The sequence below is a fragment of the Paenibacillus harenae genome, assembly GCF_030812415.1.
Classification (GTDB): domain Bacteria; phylum Bacillota; class Bacilli; order Paenibacillales; family Paenibacillaceae; genus Pristimantibacillus; species Pristimantibacillus harenae_A.
In genome coordinates this window covers 437,814-460,568 of record NZ_JAUSST010000001.1, presented here as the reverse complement: position 1 = coordinate 460,568, position 22,755 = coordinate 437,814, and the positions used below count along the sequence as shown (strand labels likewise).

General features: G+C 50.2%; 25 protein-coding genes. 22 read left to right on the top strand and 3 right to left on the bottom strand.

Features of this window, described 5'->3' with window-relative positions; all coding sequences use genetic code 11:
- The first annotated feature begins 43 nt into the window (after positions 1–43).
- From spoIIIAG to spo0A, 19 genes are all read left to right on the top strand, one after another.
- Positions 44–676, top strand: a complete 633-nt coding sequence (spoIIIAG, locus tag J2T14_RS02190) for a stage III sporulation protein AG (RefSeq protein WP_307467302.1) — start codon at positions 44–46, stop codon at positions 674–676.
- 30 nt (positions 677–706) lie between these two features.
- Positions 707–1,330, top strand: a complete 624-nt coding sequence (locus J2T14_RS02185; protein WP_307467300.1) for a SpoIIIAH-like family protein — start codon at positions 707–709, stop codon at positions 1,328–1,330.
- A 238-nt stretch (positions 1,331–1,568) separates the two neighbouring features.
- A complete protein-coding gene (gene accB, locus J2T14_RS02180; protein WP_307467296.1) occupies positions 1,569–2,072 on the top strand; it encodes an acetyl-CoA carboxylase biotin carboxyl carrier protein in 504 nt (167 codons plus the stop codon).
- A gap of 44 nt (positions 2,073–2,116) precedes the next feature.
- A complete protein-coding gene (gene accC, locus J2T14_RS02175) occupies positions 2,117–3,475 on the top strand; it encodes an acetyl-CoA carboxylase biotin carboxylase subunit (protein ID WP_307201788.1) in 1,359 nt (452 codons plus the stop codon).
- A 133-nt stretch (positions 3,476–3,608) separates the two neighbouring features.
- A complete protein-coding gene (locus J2T14_RS02170; protein WP_307201787.1) occupies positions 3,609–4,016 on the top strand; it encodes an Asp23/Gls24 family envelope stress response protein in 408 nt (135 codons plus the stop codon).
- 98 nt (positions 4,017–4,114) lie between these two features.
- Positions 4,115–4,672, top strand: a complete 558-nt coding sequence (amaP, locus tag J2T14_RS02165) for an alkaline shock response membrane anchor protein AmaP (RefSeq protein ID WP_307467295.1) — start codon at positions 4,115–4,117, stop codon at positions 4,670–4,672.
- Between the two features lie 14 nt (positions 4,673–4,686).
- On the top strand, positions 4,687–4,920 hold the full coding sequence (locus J2T14_RS02160; protein ID WP_307201785.1) for a DUF2273 domain-containing protein: 234 nt from the start codon (positions 4,687–4,689) through the stop codon (positions 4,918–4,920).
- A gap of 234 nt (positions 4,921–5,154) precedes the next feature.
- Positions 5,155–5,598 carry a transcription antitermination factor NusB gene (gene nusB, locus J2T14_RS02155; protein ID WP_307201784.1) on the top strand — a complete coding sequence of 148 codons (444 nt, stop codon included), beginning with the start codon at positions 5,155–5,157 and terminating at the stop codon, positions 5,596–5,598.
- A 55-nt stretch (positions 5,599–5,653) separates the two neighbouring features.
- The gene (gene folD / locus J2T14_RS02150) at positions 5,654–6,514 is read left to right on the top strand and encodes a bifunctional methylenetetrahydrofolate dehydrogenase/methenyltetrahydrofolate cyclohydrolase FolD (protein WP_307201783.1); all 861 of its coding nucleotides are present in this window, start codon (positions 5,654–5,656) and stop codon (positions 6,512–6,514) included.
- A gap of 8 nt (positions 6,515–6,522) precedes the next feature.
- On the top strand, positions 6,523–7,905 hold the full coding sequence (xseA, locus tag J2T14_RS02145) for an exodeoxyribonuclease VII large subunit (RefSeq protein ID WP_307467292.1): 1,383 nt from the start codon (positions 6,523–6,525) through the stop codon (positions 7,903–7,905).
- The gene (xseB, locus tag J2T14_RS02140; protein WP_307201781.1) at positions 7,877–8,131 is read left to right on the top strand and encodes an exodeoxyribonuclease VII small subunit; all 255 of its coding nucleotides are present in this window, start codon (positions 7,877–7,879) and stop codon (positions 8,129–8,131) included. The genes xseA and xseB overlap by 29 nt, the downstream gene beginning before the upstream one ends.
- A gap of 2 nt (positions 8,132–8,133) precedes the next feature.
- Positions 8,134–9,048 carry a polyprenyl synthetase family protein gene (locus J2T14_RS02135; RefSeq protein ID WP_373458091.1) on the top strand — a complete coding sequence of 305 codons (915 nt, stop codon included), beginning with the start codon at positions 8,134–8,136 and terminating at the stop codon, positions 9,046–9,048.
- 160 nt (positions 9,049–9,208) lie between these two features.
- Positions 9,209–11,107: a 1-deoxy-D-xylulose-5-phosphate synthase gene (gene dxs / locus J2T14_RS02130; RefSeq protein ID WP_307467291.1), complete on the top strand. Its 1,899-nt coding sequence runs from the start codon at positions 9,209–9,211 to the stop codon at positions 11,105–11,107.
- Positions 11,108–11,115: 8 nt separating this feature from the next.
- Positions 11,116–11,949: a TlyA family RNA methyltransferase gene (locus J2T14_RS02125; RefSeq protein WP_307467288.1), complete on the top strand. Its 834-nt coding sequence runs from the start codon at positions 11,116–11,118 to the stop codon at positions 11,947–11,949.
- Positions 11,950–12,150: 201 nt separating this feature from the next.
- Complete coding sequence (locus J2T14_RS02120; protein WP_307467285.1) at positions 12,151–12,603, top strand: hypothetical protein; 453 nt, start codon at positions 12,151–12,153, stop codon at positions 12,601–12,603.
- 24 nt (positions 12,604–12,627) lie between these two features.
- Complete coding sequence (gene ahrC, locus J2T14_RS02115; RefSeq protein WP_307201775.1) at positions 12,628–13,080, top strand: transcriptional regulator AhrC/ArgR; 453 nt, start codon at positions 12,628–12,630, stop codon at positions 13,078–13,080.
- A gap of 13 nt (positions 13,081–13,093) precedes the next feature.
- Positions 13,094–14,806: a DNA repair protein RecN gene (gene recN / locus J2T14_RS02110; protein ID WP_307467281.1), complete on the top strand. Its 1,713-nt coding sequence runs from the start codon at positions 13,094–13,096 to the stop codon at positions 14,804–14,806.
- Positions 14,807–14,927: 121 nt separating this feature from the next.
- Positions 14,928–16,259: a SpoIVB peptidase gene (spoIVB, locus tag J2T14_RS02105; RefSeq protein ID WP_307201771.1), complete on the top strand. Its 1,332-nt coding sequence runs from the start codon at positions 14,928–14,930 to the stop codon at positions 16,257–16,259.
- Positions 16,260–16,510: 251 nt separating this feature from the next.
- Positions 16,511–17,326 carry a sporulation transcription factor Spo0A gene (gene spo0A, locus J2T14_RS02100; protein WP_307201768.1) on the top strand — a complete coding sequence of 272 codons (816 nt, stop codon included), beginning with the start codon at positions 16,511–16,513 and terminating at the stop codon, positions 17,324–17,326.
- Positions 17,327–17,413: 87 nt separating this feature from the next.
- On the opposite strand, the gene J2T14_RS02095 is transcribed toward spo0A, so the two are convergent.
- The 3 genes from J2T14_RS02095 to J2T14_RS02085 all read right to left on the bottom strand — a co-directional run bounded on the left by J2T14_RS02095 (position 17,414) and on the right by J2T14_RS02085 (position 18,950).
- The gene (locus tag J2T14_RS02095) at positions 17,414–17,962 is read right to left on the bottom strand and encodes a DUF3231 family protein (RefSeq protein ID WP_373458090.1); all 549 of its coding nucleotides are present in this window, start codon (positions 17,960–17,962) and stop codon (positions 17,414–17,416) included.
- A 305-nt stretch (positions 17,963–18,267) separates the two neighbouring features.
- Positions 18,268–18,438, bottom strand: coding sequence for a mechanosensitive ion channel protein MscL (locus tag J2T14_RS02090; protein ID WP_307467274.1), 171 nt, complete (start codon positions 18,436–18,438; stop codon positions 18,268–18,270).
- Positions 18,439–18,650: 212 nt separating this feature from the next.
- A complete protein-coding gene (locus J2T14_RS02085) occupies positions 18,651–18,950 on the bottom strand; it encodes a DUF2627 domain-containing protein (protein ID WP_307201763.1) in 300 nt (99 codons plus the stop codon).
- 213 nt (positions 18,951–19,163) lie between these two features.
- On the opposite strand from J2T14_RS02085, the gene lpdA reads away from it, so the two are divergent.
- The 3 genes from lpdA (at position 19,164) to J2T14_RS02070 (ending at position 22,733) form a co-directional block, all read left to right on the top strand.
- Positions 19,164–20,591, top strand: coding sequence for a dihydrolipoyl dehydrogenase (lpdA, locus tag J2T14_RS02080; RefSeq protein ID WP_307467272.1), 1,428 nt, complete (start codon positions 19,164–19,166; stop codon positions 20,589–20,591).
- Between the two features lie 124 nt (positions 20,592–20,715).
- On the top strand, positions 20,716–21,750 hold the full coding sequence (locus tag J2T14_RS02075; protein WP_307201759.1) for a thiamine pyrophosphate-dependent dehydrogenase E1 component subunit alpha: 1,035 nt from the start codon (positions 20,716–20,718) through the stop codon (positions 21,748–21,750).
- On the top strand, positions 21,750–22,733 hold the full coding sequence (locus J2T14_RS02070) for an alpha-ketoacid dehydrogenase subunit beta (protein WP_307201757.1): 984 nt from the start codon (positions 21,750–21,752) through the stop codon (positions 22,731–22,733). The genes J2T14_RS02075 and J2T14_RS02070 overlap by 1 nt, the downstream gene beginning before the upstream one ends.
- Positions 22,734–22,755: the final 22 nt, after the last annotated feature.

Here is a 22,755-nt window from a genome sequence, read left to right as displayed (position 1 = left end):
CTTGACCCTGGAACAAAGAAACGAATGAGGAGGGAACAGCGCGGTGGCCAAATGGCTGGAAGGCATAGAATCGGCGGTCGGCGGCGGCCCAAGCGGCCCGAAGCGGGTAAAAACGCTGCGAATATTGCTGATCGTCGGCGGGATTGGAGCGGCGCTGATGATCTTGAATTCATTTCTGTCGTTAAACAGGGTAGACCTGCAGAAAACGGATACGAAGCCGCCGCCTCAAGAAGAAGCGGCTTGGAGCAACGGTACATCGACATCCGATTCCAAATTCGGCATGATCGAGCAGCCGCTCGAGATGCGGCTCAAAGATATTTTGGAGAAAATGATCGGAGTAGGCACGGTCAACGTGCTTGTGACGGTCGATGCAACCGAAGAAATCGTCGTTGAACGCAACAGGCAAGAGTCGCAGCAAATTCAAGACGAGAACGATAAGAACGGCGGACGAAGGCACATTACGTCCATTAACAAAGACGGGCAAGTGGTGCTCTACGAGGTATCCGGCGATCAGAAGCCGATCGTTACCAAAACGATTAACCCGCGCATTCGCGGCATTCTCATCGTTGCTGAAGGAGCGGAAAACGAAACGGTAAGGAAGCTCATCATTCATGCCGTGGAGAAAGGCGTGAACGTGCCGGTTAACCGCATATCCGTTGTACCAAGCAAGCGTTAAAAAAAATTGATCGTTGGGGAGGGTGTTCTCATGAACACAAAAAGACAAACCGTATGGCTCGTATCGATGCTTAGCTTGATGGTGGTACTGTCGGCGTATTACTTATTCACGCAGGACGTAGAATCGCCGGATTTGGTGACGGACAACCCGCAAACCGAGCAAGGCGGCAAGAACGCGACCGAAGCGTCGACAGACGACAACAGCCTCGTAATCGACCAAGTACAACAGCCTTCGGACGACACGCTGCTGACGGATGAAGAGAAGGCTGCGCTCGAGCAAGTCGAGGAGCAAGGTTACACCGACGGCGGAATCTTCAGCGAGCTTGCCGCCAAGCAGGATCAGCAGAAGCAAGAAGAAACGGACCAAGCTCTTGCAGCCGTGGGCAACGTACTCACCAATCCGGATGAAGGCGAAGCGGCAGCGGGTCAGCTTAGCAGCGTCGAAGAGAAATACGCGAAGATTTCCGAGCTTGAGGAAGAACTGGAGAAGCAATATCAAATAGTCGTCATCGATGAGGAGAACGACAAATACAACGTTGTCGTCTCGAGCGAGAAGCTGGAACGCAGCGAAGCAGCTGCGATCATGGAGCTCGTCATGGCGAAGTTAGAACTAAAGGCGGACCAAATCTCGGTCCAATACGAGCCTCAGGCTTAATTGCATAGCGCTTTAAAGAAAGCAAGCCCCGCGCTTCGATCGGCCCCGTGCCGACGGAGATCGGGGCTTTTCCTTCATGGATAGAGGCTTGTCAGAAAAAATGATTCGTGTTCGGTGAGGTTTATGATATAATGTTTAACGTTATATGAAGATTGGGAACGTGTGGCAACGAAGAGCCGTATAGGCTGGCGAAACTATCGCTGCTTGCTACCCGAAAAATTAAGGAGTGAAACTATTCATGTTCAAATTGAGCGAGATTAAAGAGTTGATCAAACTGGTCGATCAAACTTCCGTTCATGAGCTGGAAATCGAAAACGAAGGGGCGCGCCTGCTTATCCGCAAGCCTGGCAAAACAGAAGTGGTGAATGTGCAAGCGGCTCCAAGTACGTATACATATGCGCAAATGCCGCCGCAAGGCTTACTGCAGCATGCTGGACAAGCGGCAGCTCAAGCAACCGCTCCAGCACAGGAAGCAGCGCCGAGCAAACCGCAGGCGGATAACCTGCACAAGATCGTATCGCCAATGGTCGGCACGTTCTACAGCTCTCCATCGCCGGATGCAGCGGCATTCGTAGAGGTTGGAGACCGCGTATCGGATAAGAGCATCGTCTGCATTATCGAAGCGATGAAGCTGATGAATGAGCTTGAAGCGGAAGTGAAGGGCGAGATCGTTGAGATTCTCGTAACGAACGGCCAGCTAGTCGAGTACGGACAGCCTTTATTCCTCGTTAAGCCCGAGTAATTGTAATACCTTATAGGGAAACTGTTGTTGAAAGGGGTTCCTTTGTGAAATTCCAAAAAATATTAATAGCAAATCGCGGCGAAATCGCCGTTCGAATCATCCGGGCTTGCAGAGAGCTCGGAATAAGCACGGTTGCCGTGTATTCGGAAGCGGATCGCGATTCGCTTCATGTGCGCTTGGCCGACGAAGCCTATTGCATCGGGCCTACGGCATCGAAGGACAGCTACTTGAACCTAACGAACATCATGAGCGTGGCTACGATCACGGAATGCGACGCCATCCATCCGGGGTACGGATTTTTGGCCGAAAACGCCGACTTCGCCGAAATCTGCGAATCGTGCAACATTACGTTCATCGGGCCTTCCCCGCAAGCGATCAGCAAAATGGGCGATAAAGCGGTTGCCAAGCTGACGATGAAAACAGCGGATGTGCCGATTATTCCCGGCTCGGACGGCTTGATCGAGAGCATGGATGAAGCGATTATCATTGCTCGCGAGATCGGATATCCGGTTATTATCAAAGCGACTGCCGGCGGCGGCGGCAAAGGCATCCGTATTGCGGAGAACGAGGAATCGCTCATCCAGCAAATCACGACTGCGCAGCAAGAAGCGCAGAAGGCGTTCGGCAATGCCGGCGTCTATCTGGAGAAGTATTTGACCGGCATGAAGCACGTCGAAATTCAGATTATGGCCGATAAGCATGGCAACGCCGTTCATTTGTTCGAACGGGACTGCTCGGTACAGCGGAGACGTCAGAAACTGGTCGAGGAAGCGCCTTGTTCGGTTCTCTCGGAAGGATTGCGCGACAGAATGGGTCAAGCCGCTGTCCGCGCCGCGCTAGCCGTTAATTATTCCGGTGCGGGAACGCTTGAGTTTCTGCTCGGTCCTGACGGCAACTTCTATTTCATGGAGATGAACACCCGCATCCAGGTAGAGCATCCCGTAACCGAAATGATCACGAACGTCGATCTAATCAAGGAAATGATTTCAGTTGCCGAAGGCAACCCGCTAAGCTTTGGCCAAGACGATCTTCGCATTAACGGCTGGTCGATCGAATGCCGCATCAATGCGGAAGATTCCGAGCGGAACTTCATGCCTTCGCCGGGCAACATACCGTTCTATCTGCCGCCTGGCGGAGCTGGCGTCCGTGTAGACAGCGCCGTGTATCCCGGCTATACGATATCGCCTCATTATGATTCCATGATCGCGAAGCTGATCGTATGGGGAGCGACGCGCGACGAAGCAATCGCTAGAATGAAGCGGGCATTATCCGAGTTTGCCATTGACGGCATCCGCACGACGATCCCGTTCCATCTGAAACTGCTGAATCATCCAAAATTCATCAAAGGCGATTTTGACATCAAGTTCCTTGAAGAGCATGACATTAATTCGCCTGAGGCCTAAATTTTCCGCTTGCTTGAGAACAAGTCGTATCGTTTGTCATAAAACGAAGCGAATGTTATAGTATAGAAATAAGATGCGGTCAATTGCTCGGCTTTACCGGGTACGCGCAACTTTAGGGAGGTGTACAACCATCATGAGTATTATTGCTGCGGAATATGAGAAGACGGATATTGGCATGATTCAAATTGCACCAGAGGTTATTGAGGTTGTTGCAGGTCTTGCGACAATTGAGGTTGAAGGCGTTGCGGGAATGAGCGGTGGATTGGCCGGCGGTATCGCCGAATTGCTCGGTCGCAAAAACTTGTCCAAAGGTGTAAAGGTTGAAGTAGGCCAGCGCGAGGCAGCCGTCGATGTATCCATTATCGTTGAATATGGCAATCGCATTCCGGAGATCGCTTCGGAAATTCAACGCAATGTGAAACGTTCGATCGAGATGATGACAGGGCTCCACGTCGTTGAAGTAAACGTACATATTCACGATGTACATTTCAAACAGGCGGAAAAACCGGTAGAAGAAGATCAGCAACAACGCGTAAAATAAATTTTTCCAATTGAATTCCGTACAACCCCCTCGTGAATGGGCATGCCGCTGTCGCGCAAGGGGGTTTTCATTCGGTCTGGCGGGAGGGGTCGGTGCGCATGGTTAAAGTCATGGACAAGCTGTTTCTATTTGTATACAGCATCGTTGTAGGATTCATATCCGTCATCCTGCTGTGCGTTGGATTCGGCGCCGTATCAAGAGATTCAATGAACGATTTCATATCCGATTTATACCGTCTTGATTCACTTCAGATTACGACGGCGGTACTCGGAATCGTTTTATTCGTATTAAGCTTGCGATTTTTTGTCGTATCGGTTAAACGAGGCTCTGCGCTGCCTCCATCGATCGATCAACGTACGGAGTTTGGCGATATTCGCATTTCGCTTGAAACGATTGAGAATTTATCGCTTAAGGCGGCATCGCGCCATCGCGGCGTGAAGGATTTGCGCTCGCGCATTCGTGCGACTGACGCAGGTCTTGATATCGTTCTTAGAGCAGTCGTTGACGGCGAAAGCTCGATCCCGACACTAACGGAAGATATTCAACGCTCCGTTAAGGAGCATATCGAAGAAATTGCCGGCATCCCGGTTATGAATGTAGCTGTATACGTCGCTAACGTCATTCAATCCGGCACGTTCAAGAGTCGCGTGGAATAGAGGTGGGCTTCCAGGTGGTATGGAGAGAATTATGGGCAGCCTATTGGAAAAGGATAATCGGTGCGGCTGCGGGATTGCTTTTGGGCATTATATATTTAATAAGCGGCTTCTGGGATATGCTCATTGTCGGGTTTCTCGTAGCGATCGGATATTGGATTGGCAAGCACAAAGAATCAAGCGACGGACCTTTATTGCCCTGGCAAAAGCTGTGGGACTCGCTACGCGACAGATTCCGGCCGTACAGATGATCCTGTGGTCTCCTCCTTACTCCGCAAACCGGACCAATGCTCGTTTACGGGCAGGGAGGAGACCATAGGTTTTTTTCAAATTTAGGGAGTATAAGTTTCACTCTTATACTGACGCCTGAATTTCACAACGAAACGTTAGCTTTTGCCGCCTGAGGACGGCGACAGCCGTTTGGGCTTGAATTATAGATAGACGAGTAGAAATATAATCGGCATTTAAGCTGCCGCGGAGGTCACATGAAACGAAGATTAGCAAGAGAATTGGCGGTATCCAGCCTTTACCAACTGGAAATGAATGAAGTTACGGCCTCTGAGGCCGTTGACATGCTGATGGACGAGCTTCGTCAAGAAAACGAGATCGGCGCTAATCCTTCCGAAGTGGGAAGCACGGATGAATTCGTCCGCGAGCTTGTTTTTGGCGTTGTTGAGCGGAAGCAAGCAATCGATGGCATGCTGCAGCAATTTTTGACGGGATGGCAAGTAGACAGGCTTTCGCGCGTCGATCGCCAAATCCTGCGTCTCGCTTGCTACGAAATGGTATTCCGCGATGATGTGCCGCCTAAAGCGGCAATCAACGAAGCGATCGAGCTTGCGAAGCATTTCGGAACGGAAGAGTCGGGGAAATTCGTCAATGGCGTACTCGGCAAGCTTCTTTCCGAGTTGGACGAGCTCAAGTCTTAATAACCAAACAAAAGGTAAACGAAGTTTCTAACGAATCATGAAGGGGACGATTGCAATGAGCGCACATATTATTGAAGGCAAAAAAATATCGGATCTTATCCGTTCGGAAATGGTAGTGGAAGCGGCTGCCCTTAAGGCGAAAGGTATCGTTCCTGGGTTAGCGGTCGTTCTTGTCGGAGAAGATCCGGCTTCTAAAGTATATGTTGGCTCGAAGGAGAAAGCTTGTCAGCAGCTTGGCTTTTATTCCGAAGTGCATCGCCTTCCGGCTGATACGAGCGAAGCCGATCTGCTCTCATTGGTCGATAAGCTGAATAATCAGCAATCGATCAACGGCATTCTTGTGCAGCTTCCGCTGCCAAAGCATATTAACGAGAAAGCGGTCATTGACGCGATCAGCGTCGATAAGGACGTTGACGGTTTCCATCCGGAAAGCGTAGGCAATCTCGTAATCGGTGACGACAGCTTGCTTCCGTGTACGCCAGCGGGCGTGATCGAGCTGATTAAGCGCAGCGGCATCGATATTTCGGGCAAGCATGCAGTTGTCATTGGTCGAAGCAACATCGTTGGCAAGCCGGTAGCGATGCTTCTTCTTCGCGAGAATGCAACCGTTACGATCTGCCATTCGAGGACGGCGAATATGGAAGAGCTCGCGAAGCAGGCGGACATTTTGGTTGTGGCGATCGGCAAACCGAAAGCAATCGACAGCAAGTTCGTTAAGCCGGGCGCGATAGTCATTGACGTCGGCATTAACCGTCTGGCGGACGGCAAGCTTGCAGGCGATGTCGACTATGACGATTGCCTAGAGACGGCTGGATACATAACACCGGTTCCTGGCGGCGTTGGTCCGATGACGATTACTATGCTCATGAAAAATACGATTACGTCAGCTAAACGAGCTAACGGAATCGGGGAGTGACTAGAGTAGTGGCGAATCAGCCTCGTGTTTTGTCTATAAAAGAATTGAATCGGTATATCCGAATGAAGATGGATTCGGATACGCTGTTAAGCGATGTATGGCTGAGAGGCGAAATTTCGAATTTCACCCATCATTCCAGCGGTCATATGTACTTTACGCTTAAAGATAGCGATAGCCGTCTGAAGTCCGTTATGTTCGCTTCCCATAATCAGCGGCTGCCTTTCATGCCGCGCGAAGGCTCGAAAGTGCTTGCCAGAGGCAATGTATCCGTCTATGAACGGGACGGCAATTATCAATTCTATGTCACGGCGATGCAGCCGGACGGCATCGGCAGCCTATATCTTGCCTACGAGCAGCTTAAAGCGAAGCTGGAAGGGGAAGGATTGTTTGCGGAAACGCGTAAGCGGATGCTTCCTCTTATGCCGCGTGCTATAGGCGTCATTACATCGCCAACCGGCGCTGCCGTGCGAGATATTATCACGACGCTGGAACGTCGGTTCCCTTCGATTCCGGTCTACATATATCCCGTTCTTGTGCAAGGAAAACAAGCGGCTCCTTCAATCGTCCAAGCCATTGAAGCCATGAATCGATTTGGCGAGACGGACGTATTAATTATTGGTCGCGGCGGCGGATCGCTGGAAGAGTTGTGGGCATTTAATGAAGAGAGCGTTGCCCGTAGCATTGCTTCTTCGCGAATTCCCGTCATTAGTGCTGTCGGACATGAAACGGATTTCACCATTGCCGATTTCGTTGCCGACTTGCGTGCTGCGACGCCTACTGCGGCAGCCGAGCTGGCTGTGCCTCATATCGCAGAGCTGAAGCAGCAGCTTCATAGAAAGCACCAACGCATGGAGCAGGCTATGCGATATGCCGTGCAGGACCGAAGAGAGAGATTGGCGCGAGCGCGGCGTTCTCCCTTTTTTGTCCACCCGAAGAAATATATGCTTGATCAAGCGCAACGGCTGGACCGCCTGCGCGAGCAGCTTGAGACTCGGATGAAGCGGATCGCGGATCGCGGATATTCGAGACTATCGAAGCAGCAGACCGCGCTTGCCGCTCATCATCCCGGCGAACGCGTCGCATTCGCCGCTAAGCGGCTGCAAGGAACGTCCAAACAGTTGGAGCAATCGATGTCGGCTTACGTGAAGGACAACAAGAAGCAGCTATATAGTATGATGAAGCAATTAGACGCATTAAGCCCGCTCAAAGTGATGTCGAGAGGCTATAGTCTCGTCTATGACGAGAACGAACGGAAGCTAATCAAATCGATAAACGAAGTTGAGACTGGGTCTTTCATTAAAGTTAAACTAGCTGACGGTCAGTTGGACTGCGTGGTAAGGTCATTGGAAGGAGAGCATATCGATGAAAGCGGCGAAAAACGAGGAAATTAGCTTCGAGCAGGCTATGGAGCGGTTGGAATCGATCGTAGCAAAGCTTGAGAATGGCGACGTTCCGTTGGAAGCAGCTATTGAGCTGTTTCAAGAAGGGATGAAGCTGTCGCAGCTGTGCGGAGGCAAGCTGGAGCAGGTCGAAAGCAAGATTGAGCTGCTTATGGAGACGGAGCAGGGCTTTCAGAAAAAACCGTTTGCGCCCTCAAACGACGATAAAGGAGAATAAGCTTGAGTCAGAGAGACGGAATTAAAGCCTATTTGGCACAATGCGCCGAAGCGATGGAAGCAGCGCTGGCGAATTCGCTTCCCGCGGAGTGGGATGTACCGCAGAAGCTGCGCGATGCGATGCAGTATTCATTGGAAGCAGGCGGCAAGCGCCTGCGTCCAGCGCTCGTATTAGCTGCGGCGGAAGCGGCAGGCGGCGGGAAGACGCATCGGGATCAGACGATGCACGTTGCAAGCGCGATTGAATTCATCCATACGTATTCGCTCATTCATGATGATCTGCCAGCGATGGACAATGATGATTTCCGCCGCGGCAAGCCGACTAACCACAAAGTTTTCGGCGAAGCGATGGCTATCCTTGCCGGAGACGCGCTTCTGACTCATGCATTCTATCTTGTTACGCAAGCTGCGAGTATAGGCGGGTTATCGGCGGATACAGCACTTGCAATCGTTGGAGATATGTCTAGACTTGCCGGAGCTCCGGGCATGGTTGGCGGCCAAGTGGCCGATATGCTAGGTGAGCAGGGGATTACGTCTATTGGCGAGCTGGAGTACATTCATCTTCATAAGACGAGTGATTTGATCGTATTTTGCGTGACGGCTGGCGGGCGTATCGGCGGTGCAACGCCGAGGCAACTTGAGCTTCTATCCGCGTACGGCCGGAATATCGGTCTTGCGTTCCAAATCCAGGACGACATTCTCGATCTTATTGGCGACGAGAGGAAGCTTGGCAAGAAAACAAACAGCGATGTCGAGCAGAACAAGGTCACCTATCCGTTCCTTATCGGTCTGGAAGAGAGCAAAGCGCAAGTCGAGCGGCTTACGCAAGCGGCCAAGTCGGCCATTCTTGACGCGGAGCTTGCTTCGCCCGAGCGGCTGCTCGAAATCGCCGATTATCTTGTTCAGCGTGATCACTAATACATGCATCGGTTGTGTTAGTATTGGGAAATACGTTTACTGTATGTTAAACTGTACATTATACGCATCGAACGGGGCTCCCATTCGAGCTTGCTAGTATTCAGATGTAGACGTTCATGGGACAGCGACAGCGGCTGTCCGCGAAAGCGAGGAAAGTAACGTGCTGCTTGACCATATTAACGGACCTCAAGATTTGAAAGCTTTGTCAGTGTCGCAGCTTAATGAGCTGGCGGGCGATATAAGGCAATTTCTTATTGAGAAGCTATCCGTTACGGGTGGTCATCTCGCTCCCAATCTGGGAGTCGTTGAACTGACCCTTGCCATGCATTATTTATTCAATAGTCCAGAAGATAAGTTTATTTATGATGTCGGACATCAATCCTACGTTCACAAAATATTGACCGGACGGAAAGATCAATTCGATACGCTGCGCAAGTACAAGGGCTTATGCGGATTCATTAAGCGCGCGGAGAGCGAGCATGACGTATGGGAAGCCGGACATAGCAGTACTTCATTGTCGGCAGCGATGGGAATGGCGCTTGCCCGCGATCTGAAGGGCGAAGACAACCGTGTCGTTGCCGTTATTGGCGATGGCGCGTTGACTGGCGGCATGGCGCTCGAAGCGCTCAACCATATCGGACATGAAAAGAAGAAGATGATCGTTATCTTGAACGATAACGAAATGTCGATTGCACCCAACGTCGGAGCGCTTCATCACTACTTGGGCAAGATCCGTACGGATCGGCATTACCAGAAGGCGAAAGACGAGCTTCAGCAGTTGCTTAACAAAATTCCCGCAATCGGCGGGAAGCTTGCGAAGACGGCGGAACGGTTCAAGGACAGCTTGAAATATTTGCTTGTCAGCGGTATTTTATTCGAGCAATTCGGATTAACGTATCTGGGTCCGGTCGATGGGCATGATATGGATCAGATGCTCGATATACTGCGCCAGGCGGACAATATCCAAGGTCCTGTTCTTGTCCATGTCCTTACGGTGAAGGGGAAAGGTTATTCCCCGGCGGAAGCCGATTCCTTCAAGTGGCATGGCATTACCCCTTATAAGATCGAATCGGGTCAAGTGGTGAAGGCGGTTGGGCCGCCCGTCTATACGGATGTATTCAGCGATATGATTATCGAGCTTGCCGAGAAGGATGAGCGAATTGTTGCCGTAACGCCTGCTATGCCGGGCGGCTCGGGATTGCTGCGATTCGCAGATAAATTCCCGACTCGGATGATCGACGTCGGCATCGCCGAGCAACACGCTGCCACGATGTGTGCTGCGTTAGCGATGGAAGGCCTTAAACCCGTTTATGCGGTGTATTCAACATTCCTGCAGCGCGCCTACGATCAGGTGGTCCATGACATATGCCGTCAGAACTTAAACGTTATATTTGCGATCGACCGTGCCGGTTTCGTTGGTCCGGACGGTGAAACGCATCATGGCGTATACGATATTGCCTTTCTAAGGCATGTGCCAAACTTGGTTATGATGATGCCGAAGGACGAGAATGAGCTTAGGCGCATGCTTGTAACGGCGGTCGGTTACAATGATGGTCCAATTGCCGTGCGCTATCCTCGTATTAACGGCGTTGGCGTTCCGCTCGACCCTAATCCGCAACCCCTTGAAATCGGGCAGTGGGAAACGGTAAGAGAAGGCGATTCCGGCGTCATAGTTGCACTGGGGCCAATGATTCCAGTGGCTGAAGAAGCATCGGAATTGTTGAAGCGCGAAGGGCTCAACATACAGGTTGTGAACGCCCGCTTTATCAAGCCTCTCGATGAGCAGATGCTTCTGTCGCTTGCCGCAGAAGGCAAGCAAATGATTGTTCTCGAAGAAGGCTCGGAGATGGGCGGTCTTGGAAGCTCCATTCTGGAGTTCTACTCCTTGAATGGCAAATACGGTTTGCCGATTCGGATTATCGGCGTTCCTGACCGTTTTATCGAGCATGGCTCGATAATGGAGCAGCGCCTGGAAGTCGGCCTTACGGCCGAGCGCGTTGCTACGGAGTTCAAAGAGATGATGCCGCGTCGCATCAAGCGCGTAACAGGAAAGCAATAAGGAGAACGATGACAACAATAGCAAAAGAACGAATAGACGTCCTGCTCGTGGAACGCGGTTTTTTTGAAAGCAGGGAGAAAGCGAAAGCGGCGCTGATGGCCGGTCTTGTGCTCGTCAATGAAGAGCCGATCGACAAGAGCGGAATGAAGGTTGCACGCGATGCGGACATTAAAGTAAAGGGTGCTATACACCCTTATGTCAGTCGCGGCGGATTGAAGCTTGAGAAGGCGATCAAGACGTTCGGGATCGAGCTGAATGGTTGCGTTATGATCGACATTGGCGCGTCAACCGGGGGATTCACGGATTGCGCGCTTCAGAATGGCGTTTCCTATGTATACGCGATTGATGTCGGTTACAATCAATTGGACTGGTCGCTTAGACAAGACGAGCGAGTCAACGTTATGGAAAGAACGAACTTCCGTTATATGCAGCCTGGGGATTTAGTTGGTCCGGAGCCATCCTTCGCTTCCATCGACGTGTCCTTTATTTCGCTTAAGCTTATTTTGCCGACGCTTGCAACGCTTCTATCTCCCGGAGCAGGCATTGTCGCTTTAATTAAGCCGCAGTTCGAAGCTGGTAGGGAGAGAGTTGGCAAATCCGGTGTCGTTCGCGAGCCGAGCGTTCATAAGGAAGTCATCCATAATGTGCTTGCCATGGCGGCAGAACTCGGCTATTCGCTGCAGAACCTTACGTTCTCTCCGATTACGGGCGGCGAAGGGAACATTGAGTTTCTTGCCTACTGGCAATGGAGCGGCGTGGCCGGGGCTGCTATACCTGTCGATGTTGACGTTGACGGGCTCGTAACACAGGCGAATTCGACGTTTTCCAGCGGCAAAAAATAGTGCAGCCAAGAAGGATGCCAAGCAGAGCAGTCTGCTCGGGCATCTTTTTTTCTTTACAATCGGTTGTTTAATTTGATAAACTGAAATTACCAAACAAACGTTCGCTTTTATCGAACGGATTTAATTCGCAAACAGGAATATGCCCCTCTTATATCGAACCAATTAGGTAATGGTCGGTATTCATGCATTGGAGGGCTGCTAATGACGCAATACGGTGATTGGTTCATCATGCTGTTAGCAGGCAGCTTGCTGCTTATCTGGTTGTTCCGGTCTTTCTATAGGTGGCTTCATGCCCCGTCAAGCGTAAGCAGACTCAAGCTCGGCAAGGGCGGTACGCTGTCTCCTAACGACGAGAATATTTTGTTGCTCGAGCGGTTCGGGTATGAGGTTGTGTCTGGCAAGCATTTGATCCCTATAGCCGTCGAATTGGACGGACAGGAGCTTGGAAGCCGGTTATATATTGATTATATTGCGGAGATGGACAACAAGACGTATATTGTGAAGTCCGCGCGAGACCGGATGCCAATGGATTGGACTGGCAGCGGCGTTCGTGACCGGTTGCTCGTATATGCGCTCTTGCTGCCGCAGTGCTCAGGGGTTTTGTTCGTTGACGCGAAGGAAAGAATAATACGCAAGATTCATTTTCATATTTAGCATAATGGGTTACGGAGGTTTTTTATGAAGGGAATTCGCCAATTCAAGATCAAGGATCTCATTTCGAATCAAGTCATCGAGACGCAGGATGAGCTCGTTGAGGCATTGCGCCAATCGGGCCTGCATGTAACGCAAGCAACGGTATCCCGAGATATGAAGGAGCTTATGCTGATTAAAGTGCCCGCAGGCGAAGGAAAGTATAAATATTCATTGCCTCAAGAGCTGCAGCGTCAGAATCCGGTCCATAAGCTCAAGAGAGCGTTGCTTGATCATTTCGTACATATCGATTTCACGGACAATCTCGTTGTAATGAAGTGCTTGCCTGGAACGGCTAATGCAATCGGCGCGCTTCTGGACAACATGGAATGGCCGGAGGTTATGGGAACGATATGCGGAGATGATACGATCTTAATTATATGTCGGACGAAGACACAGAGCGGGGAGCTTGTAGAACAGCTTCTCGCCTTATTGAACTAGGGAGGAACCGGCCATGCTGCGCGAGTTGTCTATTCGGAATTTAGCGGTTATTGAAGAGGTACACGTTACGTTTCATCATGGATTTCATGTGTTGACAGGCGAGACGGGGGCAGGCAAGTCGATTCTAATCGATGCACTCAGTCTTGTCGTCGGCGGACGGGGCTCCGCAGACATGGTTCGGTACGGCAGCGATAAAGCCGAGATGGAGGCCATGTTCGACCTGCCATCGAATCATCCGGTTTGGCGCGTATTGGAGAAGCAGGGCGTGAATGCATCGTCAGAGGAAATGCTTGTCGTAAGGCGAGAACTCTCTTCCCAGGGGAAGAGCAGCAGCAGGGTTAACGGACAACTGGTGACCATGACCATGCTGCGCGAAATTGGAGAGTGTCTCGTCAACATTCATGGCCAGCACGAGCATCAATCGCTTTTGAGAACGGAACAGCATCTGGAGTGGCTCGATATGTTCGCTGGCGATTTGTTAATCGAACGTAAACAGCAGTACCGCGAGGTGTATAGCCAGCTGCAGCAGGCAAGACATGCATTAAAGGATATCGAGAGCTCTGCACGCCATAATGTTCAGATGCTTGATCTGTATCGATTCCAAATCGAGGAGATTACGAACGCACAATTGAAGCCCGGCGAGGATGAGCTGCTGTCCGAGCAACGGAGAAAGCTAATGTACGCAGGCAAGAGGATGGACGCTGTATCCGATGCTTATGCGCTCTTATATGGAGGCAAAGGGCTAGATGCGGTCAGCAAGGCAGTAGCGAAGCTGATCGATATTCAAACGTATGACGCAGCGAAGCTAAGCCCGTTGCTTGAACAGCTGCAATCGGCTTTCTACCAGGCCGAGGATGCTGCATTCCAGCTAAGGGACTACAGAGACGGCATTGAATCCGATCCGGACCAGCTGTCGCAGATTGAAGATCGCTTAGATTTAATTAACGGATTGAAACGGAAATATGGGGAGAGCATCCCTGACATATTGGCTTATCTTGAGAAGACGGCTGCCGAGCGCGATAAGATCGAGAACAGGGATGAGCTTATCGAGAATTTGAGAGTGCAGGAAGCGAAGCTGTACGCGCAAGCGCTGGAGAATGCCAAGGAGCTGTCGAAGCTGCGCGAGCATGCATCAATGAAGCTGGCGGAAGCGATTGAGACGGAGCTTAAGCAATTGCAGATGCCGAATGCCTTATTCCGTGTTAAGCTCGAGCCTTGCAAGGACGAGTCGAAAGGCGAGGGGCATGTCCGCCTTCATGCAAGCGGCATGGATGAGGCGATGTTCATGCTGTCGACAAATCCGGGCGAACCGCTTAAGCCGCTTAGCAAGATCGCTTCGGGCGGAGAGATGTCCCGTATTATGCTTGCCTTGAAGATTATATTCGCCGAGATCGACCAAGTTCCGGTTCTCATATTCGACGAGGTCGATACAGGTGTTAGCGGACGCGCGGCGCAAGCGATCGCCGAGAAGCTGTCGCAGCTTTCCGCGAAATGCCAAGTATTCTCGATAACGCATCTGCCGCAAGTCGCTTGCATGGCCGACCATCACTATGAAATCCGTAAGCAAGTAATTGGGGAGCGTACTTCGACATCCGTTACGGCGCTGCTGGAGAGAGATCGTATTGATGAGCTTGCGCGGATGCTGGGCGGCGTGGAAGTTACGGAAAAAACAAGACATCATGCACAAGAAATGCTTGATTTGGCGCATCGTCAGAAGGGGGCGTAATGGAAGCCAATAAGGGAATGTTTTTGCGGACATAAAACAATCGGGGCAGGGTAACTTAAAGGTACGCCATTGGCGACTTACCTTTTCGTCATGCGATGGAATTACAGGGAGCGTGAAATCATTGAACTCCAATCAACGGAAGCGATGGTTTGGCTTACTTCTCGTTTTCTTCGTTTGCATGGTTGGGCTCTCTGCCCCGTTTCAGCGTTATGCCGCCGTTCCGAATGAGCTTCGGATGTTCGCGGGCCAGATGAAACGATTGCAATATGGAGTTCCGGTACATGCAGAAGTAACCGTCGACCCTCAGATGCTCCAGATTAACGGATCAACAAGCAAGTCCTTGTCAGTCAATCTCAATGAACCTTTGTCGCTTCAGCCGCATCAAAGCGGCCAGACGCAAGTGAAAATGAAATTATTTGGTAAAATCCCGTTTAAAACTGTAAAAGTCAACGTTGTGCCGGATTTGCGCGTTATACCAGGCGGCCAAACGATTGGCGTTAAGGTGAAGTCGGCAGGCATTCTCGTTGTCGGACATCATCAGGTTGAAGGCAACGACGGGATGAAGCAATCCCCTGGCGAAGCAGCGGGGCTGCGGCTTGGCGATTTAATTGTTAAGATCAATGGAGCACCGATCAATGAGGTACACAAGGTTGCCGAGTTAACGGAACGGTCAGGCAAGGACCACAAGCCGCTTACCGTTGTCTACAAGCGTGGAGGCCAATTGAATCAAACGTCCTTGAGGCCGGCTTATGATGCCGAGGATAAGGTATGGCGTCTGGGCTTGTATATACGCGACTCAGCGGCAGGTGTAGGTACGTTAACGTTCTATGCTCCCGATCAGGGCGTATACGGAGCCCTCGGGCATGTGATTACCGACATGGACACTCAAACGCCGATTGAAGTGGGTGAAGGTCAAATCCTTCAATCGAGTGTAACATCCATTAACAAAAGCCAGAACGGCGAGCCTGGGTCAAAGCTTGCGCATTTTGTTAAGGAAGGCAAAATATTAGGCAGCATTGAGCGAAATACGCCATTTGGCATTTTCGGCAAAATGAGTGAAACGCCTACACATAGCTACAGCGAAAAATCGGTGCCTGTAGCGTTTGCCGAAGATGTCAACGAAGGGCCAGCACAAATATTAACTGTTCTAAACGGCCAGAAGGTGGAACGCTTCAATATCGAAATCACGCATGTATCCAAGCAATCCGGCCCGGCAACCAAAGGCATGGTCATCAAGATTACGGATAAACGGCTTTTGAATAAGACAGGTGGCATTGTTCAAGGCATGTCAGGAAGTCCGATTATTCAGAACGGCAAGCTGGTTGGTGCGGTTACCCATGTATTCGTAAATGATCCTTCATCAGGTTATGGCTGTTTTATTGAGTGGATGCTTCAGGATGCGGGAGTGTTGTTACGTTCAAAGGACACAAGCTGGCTTGGCGAAGCTGCTTAATAATGGATGAAAGGTCTGCTGTTCATCTTATGATGAGGGCAGACCTTCTTTCTTTCAGAAAATACCGTTATTTGTCGAACGAATTCGAAAATACTCGACGATTGTAATAAATTATTTATTATAACGAAATAAGGATAAAAAATAAAGAAAAATAATTTTCGACAGAAGGAATTCAACTCTAAATGTCGAAAACTTTAAAGCAGACAACTTGGGAAGGTAACCATGAATATCAATTAAGGGAGGACCAGACCTTGCATAAGATCGAAATATTGTTGGCAGACGACAACCGAGAATTTACTAACCTGTTATCGGAATACATATCCGAACAAAGTGATATGAGTGTGAGCGGAGTCGCGTACAACGGAGAAGAAGTATTGAGACATCTGGAAGAAACGAGAAAAATTCCTGACGTTCTCATACTTGATATTATTATGCCGCATTTGGACGGTCTGGGCGTATTGGAGCGCTTAAAAGAAATGAATCTGTCCCCAATGCCAAAAATAATAATGCTGACGGCGTTCGGACAAGAAAACATTACTCAAAAGGCTGTTCAGCTTGGTGCATCTTATTATATTTTGAAGCCATTCGATATGGATGTGCTTGCTAACCGAATTCGTCAGCTTGTTGGAAACCCAACGTTCACATCGAACGGCAGCTATTCGACGAGCTCGACGACGATGATCAAATCAAATGTCGTTCCGATTGCAAAGGGTAAAAATCTCGATGCGAATATTACGAGCATCATACATGAGATTGGCGTTCCGGCGCATATTAAAGGTTATCAATATTTACGCGAAGCGATTACGATGGTTTACAACAACATCGAAATTCTTGGTGCGATTACGAAAACGCTTTACCCGGCCATTGCTGAGAAGTTCAAAACGACGCCATCCCGCGTCGAACGCGCGATCCGCCATGCGATTGAAGTCGCTTGGACACGCGGAAACATTGACAGCATCAGCCATCTTTTCGGCTACACCATCAATATCTCGAAGTCTAAACCAACTAACAGCGAGTTCATCGCGATGGTTGCGGATAAGCTGCGGATCGAGCATAAAGTAAGCTAAAGCAGTCTCCAAATAATAGCAAGAAAACCGAGCGCACTTTTGTCTCGGTTTTTTATTTGGCTAGTCAAAAAAGAATAATGGGACTCATCATTGTGCGGGTAACCCGTTAGGAACGTAGTAGGGTGGTATTTTAATCCATCCGCGCCTGCGCATTAACGTTTTTAATGAAGCACCAAACTTTAGCTTCTCTGCTTGAAATTTCACAAACATCAATCCGATGTCATTCCGAACAGATTGTACCGCACCGGTTGCACACATCATATAGTTAGCGACAAGTTTAATTGAAAGCGCATTAGCAATTTCGTCATCTGTTAATTTTACGCCCATAGGTACTGTACCGGGTTCGGATTTTGGTTTCAATTCCGAAACTGGCGGGAGAGTGACGCCCTCTTGAAGCATGAAATCTCTTAGTTCTTTTGATTGCGCTTTTGCTAATTCCATCGATGCATGCAGCGCATCCAAAAGTTCTGTATCGGTTGTTGTATTTAATCCAATTTGGACATTGGCTACTTCTTCTTCAAGCATAGTTAAATATGTCCAACAAGTCATCGCTTCCCCTATATGTAAGGGTGGTTTGGGTTCATCATCAATTAATGTTTTCATTACATCCTTAACTGCTTCAAAGACATTTGTCAAATTATCCACTCCTTTTGTTTATTAGTTTGTATAAAGCACCCAATAACTATGCGTTTTTAGCTCGATGAATATGGTACGGATAGCGTCGTGTTTTTTAATTGAAGCTGCTACAAAAAAGAAGACACTGTACGATCTAGATAATATACGTCGTGTCCCTTATGGGGCAGCTCTCGTCATTGTCCAGTACATGTCTTCTTTTTCGCTTTTATAAGCCAATCGATTAGGAGTTTGCGCGTGAGGGGAGTGTGTATTTGCGGCCAAGGAAGTGGAGCCAAAGGGGAAGTTGTTACAGATAAGCTCCTCGATCAGTTGTAAATTACTCTTCGGTTCAAATAAACATTTTTGCCGTATTTCAGTATCAGGCTCGCTGACTGTTCTTGAATAAAGCTGTGGATCTCTTTGAGACGCAGGTTTGTAGGCTGGATCGTTTCTTTAACTTTGCCGTCTACAGCTACGTCAAATACAATTTTCATCATTTGGGTCACCTCATAAGTTTGATATGTGTCTAGTGTAGAGCTCAACTATTATAAAAAGATAAAAAAAGATGACCGGAATTGTAAGTTTTGTGCGAATTCATTAGAAGAGTGTAAAATCAAGACCATTTCAAGCTGACGCAGCAGACAAAAACAGCAGGCATCAGGAGTCATAAATCTTCCTGGAGCCTGCTGCTTGTCCTTGCCGGGCATATTTACTTGTTAGTCGATGGTTTTGGCGGTCGCGGTCGCTTCGGCTTGAAGCGGGGAGCGACGTAGTTGCGCTTACGGTCGCGGAAAAAGATCCAGCCGCCGATGAAGCCGACGCCGATCGCGAACATGATTAGGCCAAGCAGAAACGAAAGCCAATGGAAGTCTGGCGTGATGGCATCGTTGCCGAATTGGGAAAAATAATCGAACACTTCGTTCTTCATGCGAAGAAATCCGAAGCAGGCTAGCAAACCAGGTACGACTAGCAAAATAACTGCGATAAGGCGGGAAATGAATAATTTCATTGCGTAGAATCTCCTTGAAGGTCATAATAGACAGTCGCTTCTATCATACCTTTTTCGCAGGATGCTGTCTAATTCCTAATTGGACGATGTAAACGGCGCGGAAAACAGGTACAATAGAAGTGGTTGATCGCGTTGTAAGAGATACAGAAAGACGACAGCGAATTTCACGGCAGGACGCATATATTTTTTTGCAGGAGCAATGGAGGGAATAGAATGGCGATTGAAGTGGATGTAGCCGTATTAGGCGGCGGACCCGGAGGCTATACGGCTGCGATTCGTGCGGCTCAATTAGGCAAAAGGGTAGCGATTGTAGAGATGGATAAGCTCGGAGGAACATGCCTGCACAAAGGCTGTATTCCAAGCAAGTCGCTGCTCCGCAGCGCGGAGGTTTATGCTACGCTCTTAGAAGCCGGCAAATACGGCATAGAGGTAGCCGAAGATGCGGTCGGTCTTAACTTCGGCAAGGTCCAGCTTCGCAAGGAGCAGACGGTCGAGCAGCTGCACAAAGGGCTGCGCGGTCTTATGAAGAAAAACGGCATTCAAATCGTTGAGGGGAAAGGGCGCGTTATAGGCCCATCGATATTTTCGCCTCGTAGCGGATCGCTTGCAGTCGAGCTTCCGAATGGCGAGATGGAATCGGTAATTTCAACGAATCTAATTATCGCAACTGGCTCAAGGCCGCGGAATTTGCCGGGATTAGAGCCGGACGGGGAATACATACTAACTAGCGACGAAGCACTTGTACTGGACAAGCTGCCTAAATCAATGATTATTATCGGCGGAGGCGTAATAGGCGTTGAATGGGCGTCGATGCTGCAAGACTTCGGCGTACAAGTTACGCTTGTCGAAGCCGGCGCGCGTCTGGTGCCTGGCGAGGATGTAGAGGTATCCGCGGAGTTGACGCGGACATTGCGCCGACGCGGCGTGCGTGTGCTTACAGGCATACAATTGAATGCGAACACTTATGAACGGAAGGATGGCGAGGTATCCATTACGGCGGCTACCGAGGATGGAAACGTCATGCTTACCGCAGAGAAGCTGCTCATCTCGGTTGGCAGACAACCGAATGTAGAAGGCATCGGTCTTGAGAATACGGACATTCAGACGAAAAACGGAGCCATTGCGGTGAATTCGTTCGGTCAAACAAGCGAGCCGCATATTTACGCAATCGGCGACGTTATAGGCGGCGTGCAGCTTGCTCACGCGGCAGCGCACGAAGGGTTAATCGCGGCGGAACATATCAATGGAGGCAAGCCTGATGCGATCGATCATCATTTGATTCCGCGGTGCATCTATTCGCGCCCTGAGATCGCATCGTACGGCTTGACGGAGGATTCGGCCCGGAAGCTTGGGCACGAGATCAAAACGGGCAAAATACCATTCCAAGCGATCGGCAAAGCGCTGGTGCTGGGTGAAGCGGAAGGCTTCGTAAAGGTCATCGCCGACGGGAGGACGAACGATATTCTTGGCGTTCATATGATCGGACCTCATGCGACGGATCTCATATCCGAAGCAGCCTTAGCTGGTTTGCTGAACGCGACCCCATGGGAGGTAGGGCAGATGATCCATCCGCATCCGACGTTAGCCGAAGCGCTTGGAGAAGCGATGCTGGCAGTAGAAGGACGGGCCATTGCTTACTGATCGAGCGACTCGGAAGAGAAGCGCTGGCAATAACGGTTTTCTTTTTGACGGGAATGCGGTTATAATAAATAATATCAAGTCTTAGGACCAGGTTTTAATAGTTGGTAAAGGGAGGAATACCCTCATGACCCAATTCGCTTCTACAGGGCAAAATGCACGTCATTTGGAGTTAGGGCTCAGCAATGAGCAAGCAATTGAAATGTACACAACGATGCTGACTGCGCGCAAGTTCGATGAACGTATGCTGCTGCTGCAGCGTGCAGGAAAAATCAATTTCCACGTTTCGGGTATCGGCCAAGAGGTTGCACAGGTCGCCGCTGCGTTTGCGTTGGACCGCGAGAACGATTATTACTTACCGTATTACCGTGATTATGGCTTCGTTTTAGCTGTTGGTATGACGCTGAAGGAGCTGCTGTTGTCGGTGTTCGCAAAGGCGGAGGATCCGAACAGCGGCGGTCGCCAGATGCCGGGACATTTTGGTTCGAAGAAGCTGCGCATCGTTACGGGCTCCAGTCCGGTTACGACGCAAGTTCCTCATGCGGTAGGCATCGCGCTTGCGGCAAAGATGAAGAAGAAGTCGCTTGTCAGCTTCGTCACGTTCGGAGAAGGATCGAGCAATCAAGGAGACTTCCATGAAGGCTGCAACTTCGCGGGCGTACACAAGCTACCTGTCATTTTCATGTGCGAGAACAACCAATATGCGATATCCGTTCCCCTTCATAAACAGCTTGCCGGCAAGGTCGCGGATCGTGCCATTGGTTATGGCTTCCAGGGCCTTCAAGTGGATGGCAATGATGCGCTTGAGGTGTTCCGTGTCGTGAAGGAAGCTCGCGAACGCGCCGTTGCGGGCGATGGACCGACTCTAATAGAAGCATTAATGTACCGTCTCTCGCCGCATTCGACGTCGGATAACGATCTGGCTTACCGGACGAAGGAAGAGGTCGACACGAACCGTGCGAAGGACGGCATACCGAAATTTAAGCAATATTTGATCGATAACGGCATTTGGTCGGAGGAGCTGGACGAAGAGTTGCAGCTTCGAATACGCAAGTTGCTTGACGAAGCGACGGCTTACGGCGATAAAGCGCCATTCCCGACTCCTGAATCGACGCTGCTCCATGTGTATGCCGGCGATGCAGAGCAAGGAGGAATTCAGTAATGGCTGTTATTGAATATATCGATGCAATCAGACTCGCGATGAAAGAGGAAATGGAGCGCGACGAGGACGTATTCGTATTAGGCGAGGATGTTGGCTTGAAGGGCGGCGTCTTCACGACGACGAAAGGGCTAATGGAGCAGTTCGGCGAGATGAGGGCACTGGATACGCCGCTTGCGGAATCAGCCATTGCCGGCGTCGCTATCGGTGCGGCTATGTACGGCATGAAGCCGATCGCGGAGATGCAATATTCGGACTTCATGTTCCCCGCTACCAACCAAATCATAAGCGAAGCCGCCAAAATCCGGTATCGTTCGAACAACGACTGGAGCTGCCCGCTTGTTATACGCGCTCCAATCGGTGGAGGCATCTTCGGCGGATTGTACCATTCGCAATGTCCGGAATCCGTATTTTTCGGCACGCCGGGCCTCAAGATTGTAGCGCCTTACCGGGCCTACGATGCGAAAGGCTTGCTCAAGGCCGCTGTACGCGACCCGGATCCGGTCCTTTTCTTCGAGCATAAGAAGTGCTATAAGCTAGTAACGGGCGAAGTGCCGGATACGGACTACATCGTGCCGATCGGTGAAGCCAACGTGTTGCGCGAGGGCGACGATATTACGGTTATTAGCTATAGCTTGCCTCTGCATTTCATCGAACAGGCAGCTGCCGAGCTGGAGGGCGAGGGCATTAGCACGCATATTCTCGATCTTAGAACGATCCAGCCGCTTGACAAGGAAGCGGTATTGGAGGCGGTTCGCAAGACGGGCAAAGTATTGATCGTCCATGAAGACAATAAGACGGGCGGCGTAGGGGCCGAAGTGTCGGCTATTATTTCGGAAGAGCTGTTATTCGAGCTGGATGCGCCGATCATGCGTTTATGCGGACCCGATGTGCCGGCCATGCCGATCAATCCGCCTGGCGAGAAGTTCTTCATGCTCAATAAGGATAAAGTGAAAGAAGCTATGCGTAACTTGGCGTTGTATTAATTGCACGGCACGCAAGTGCTTG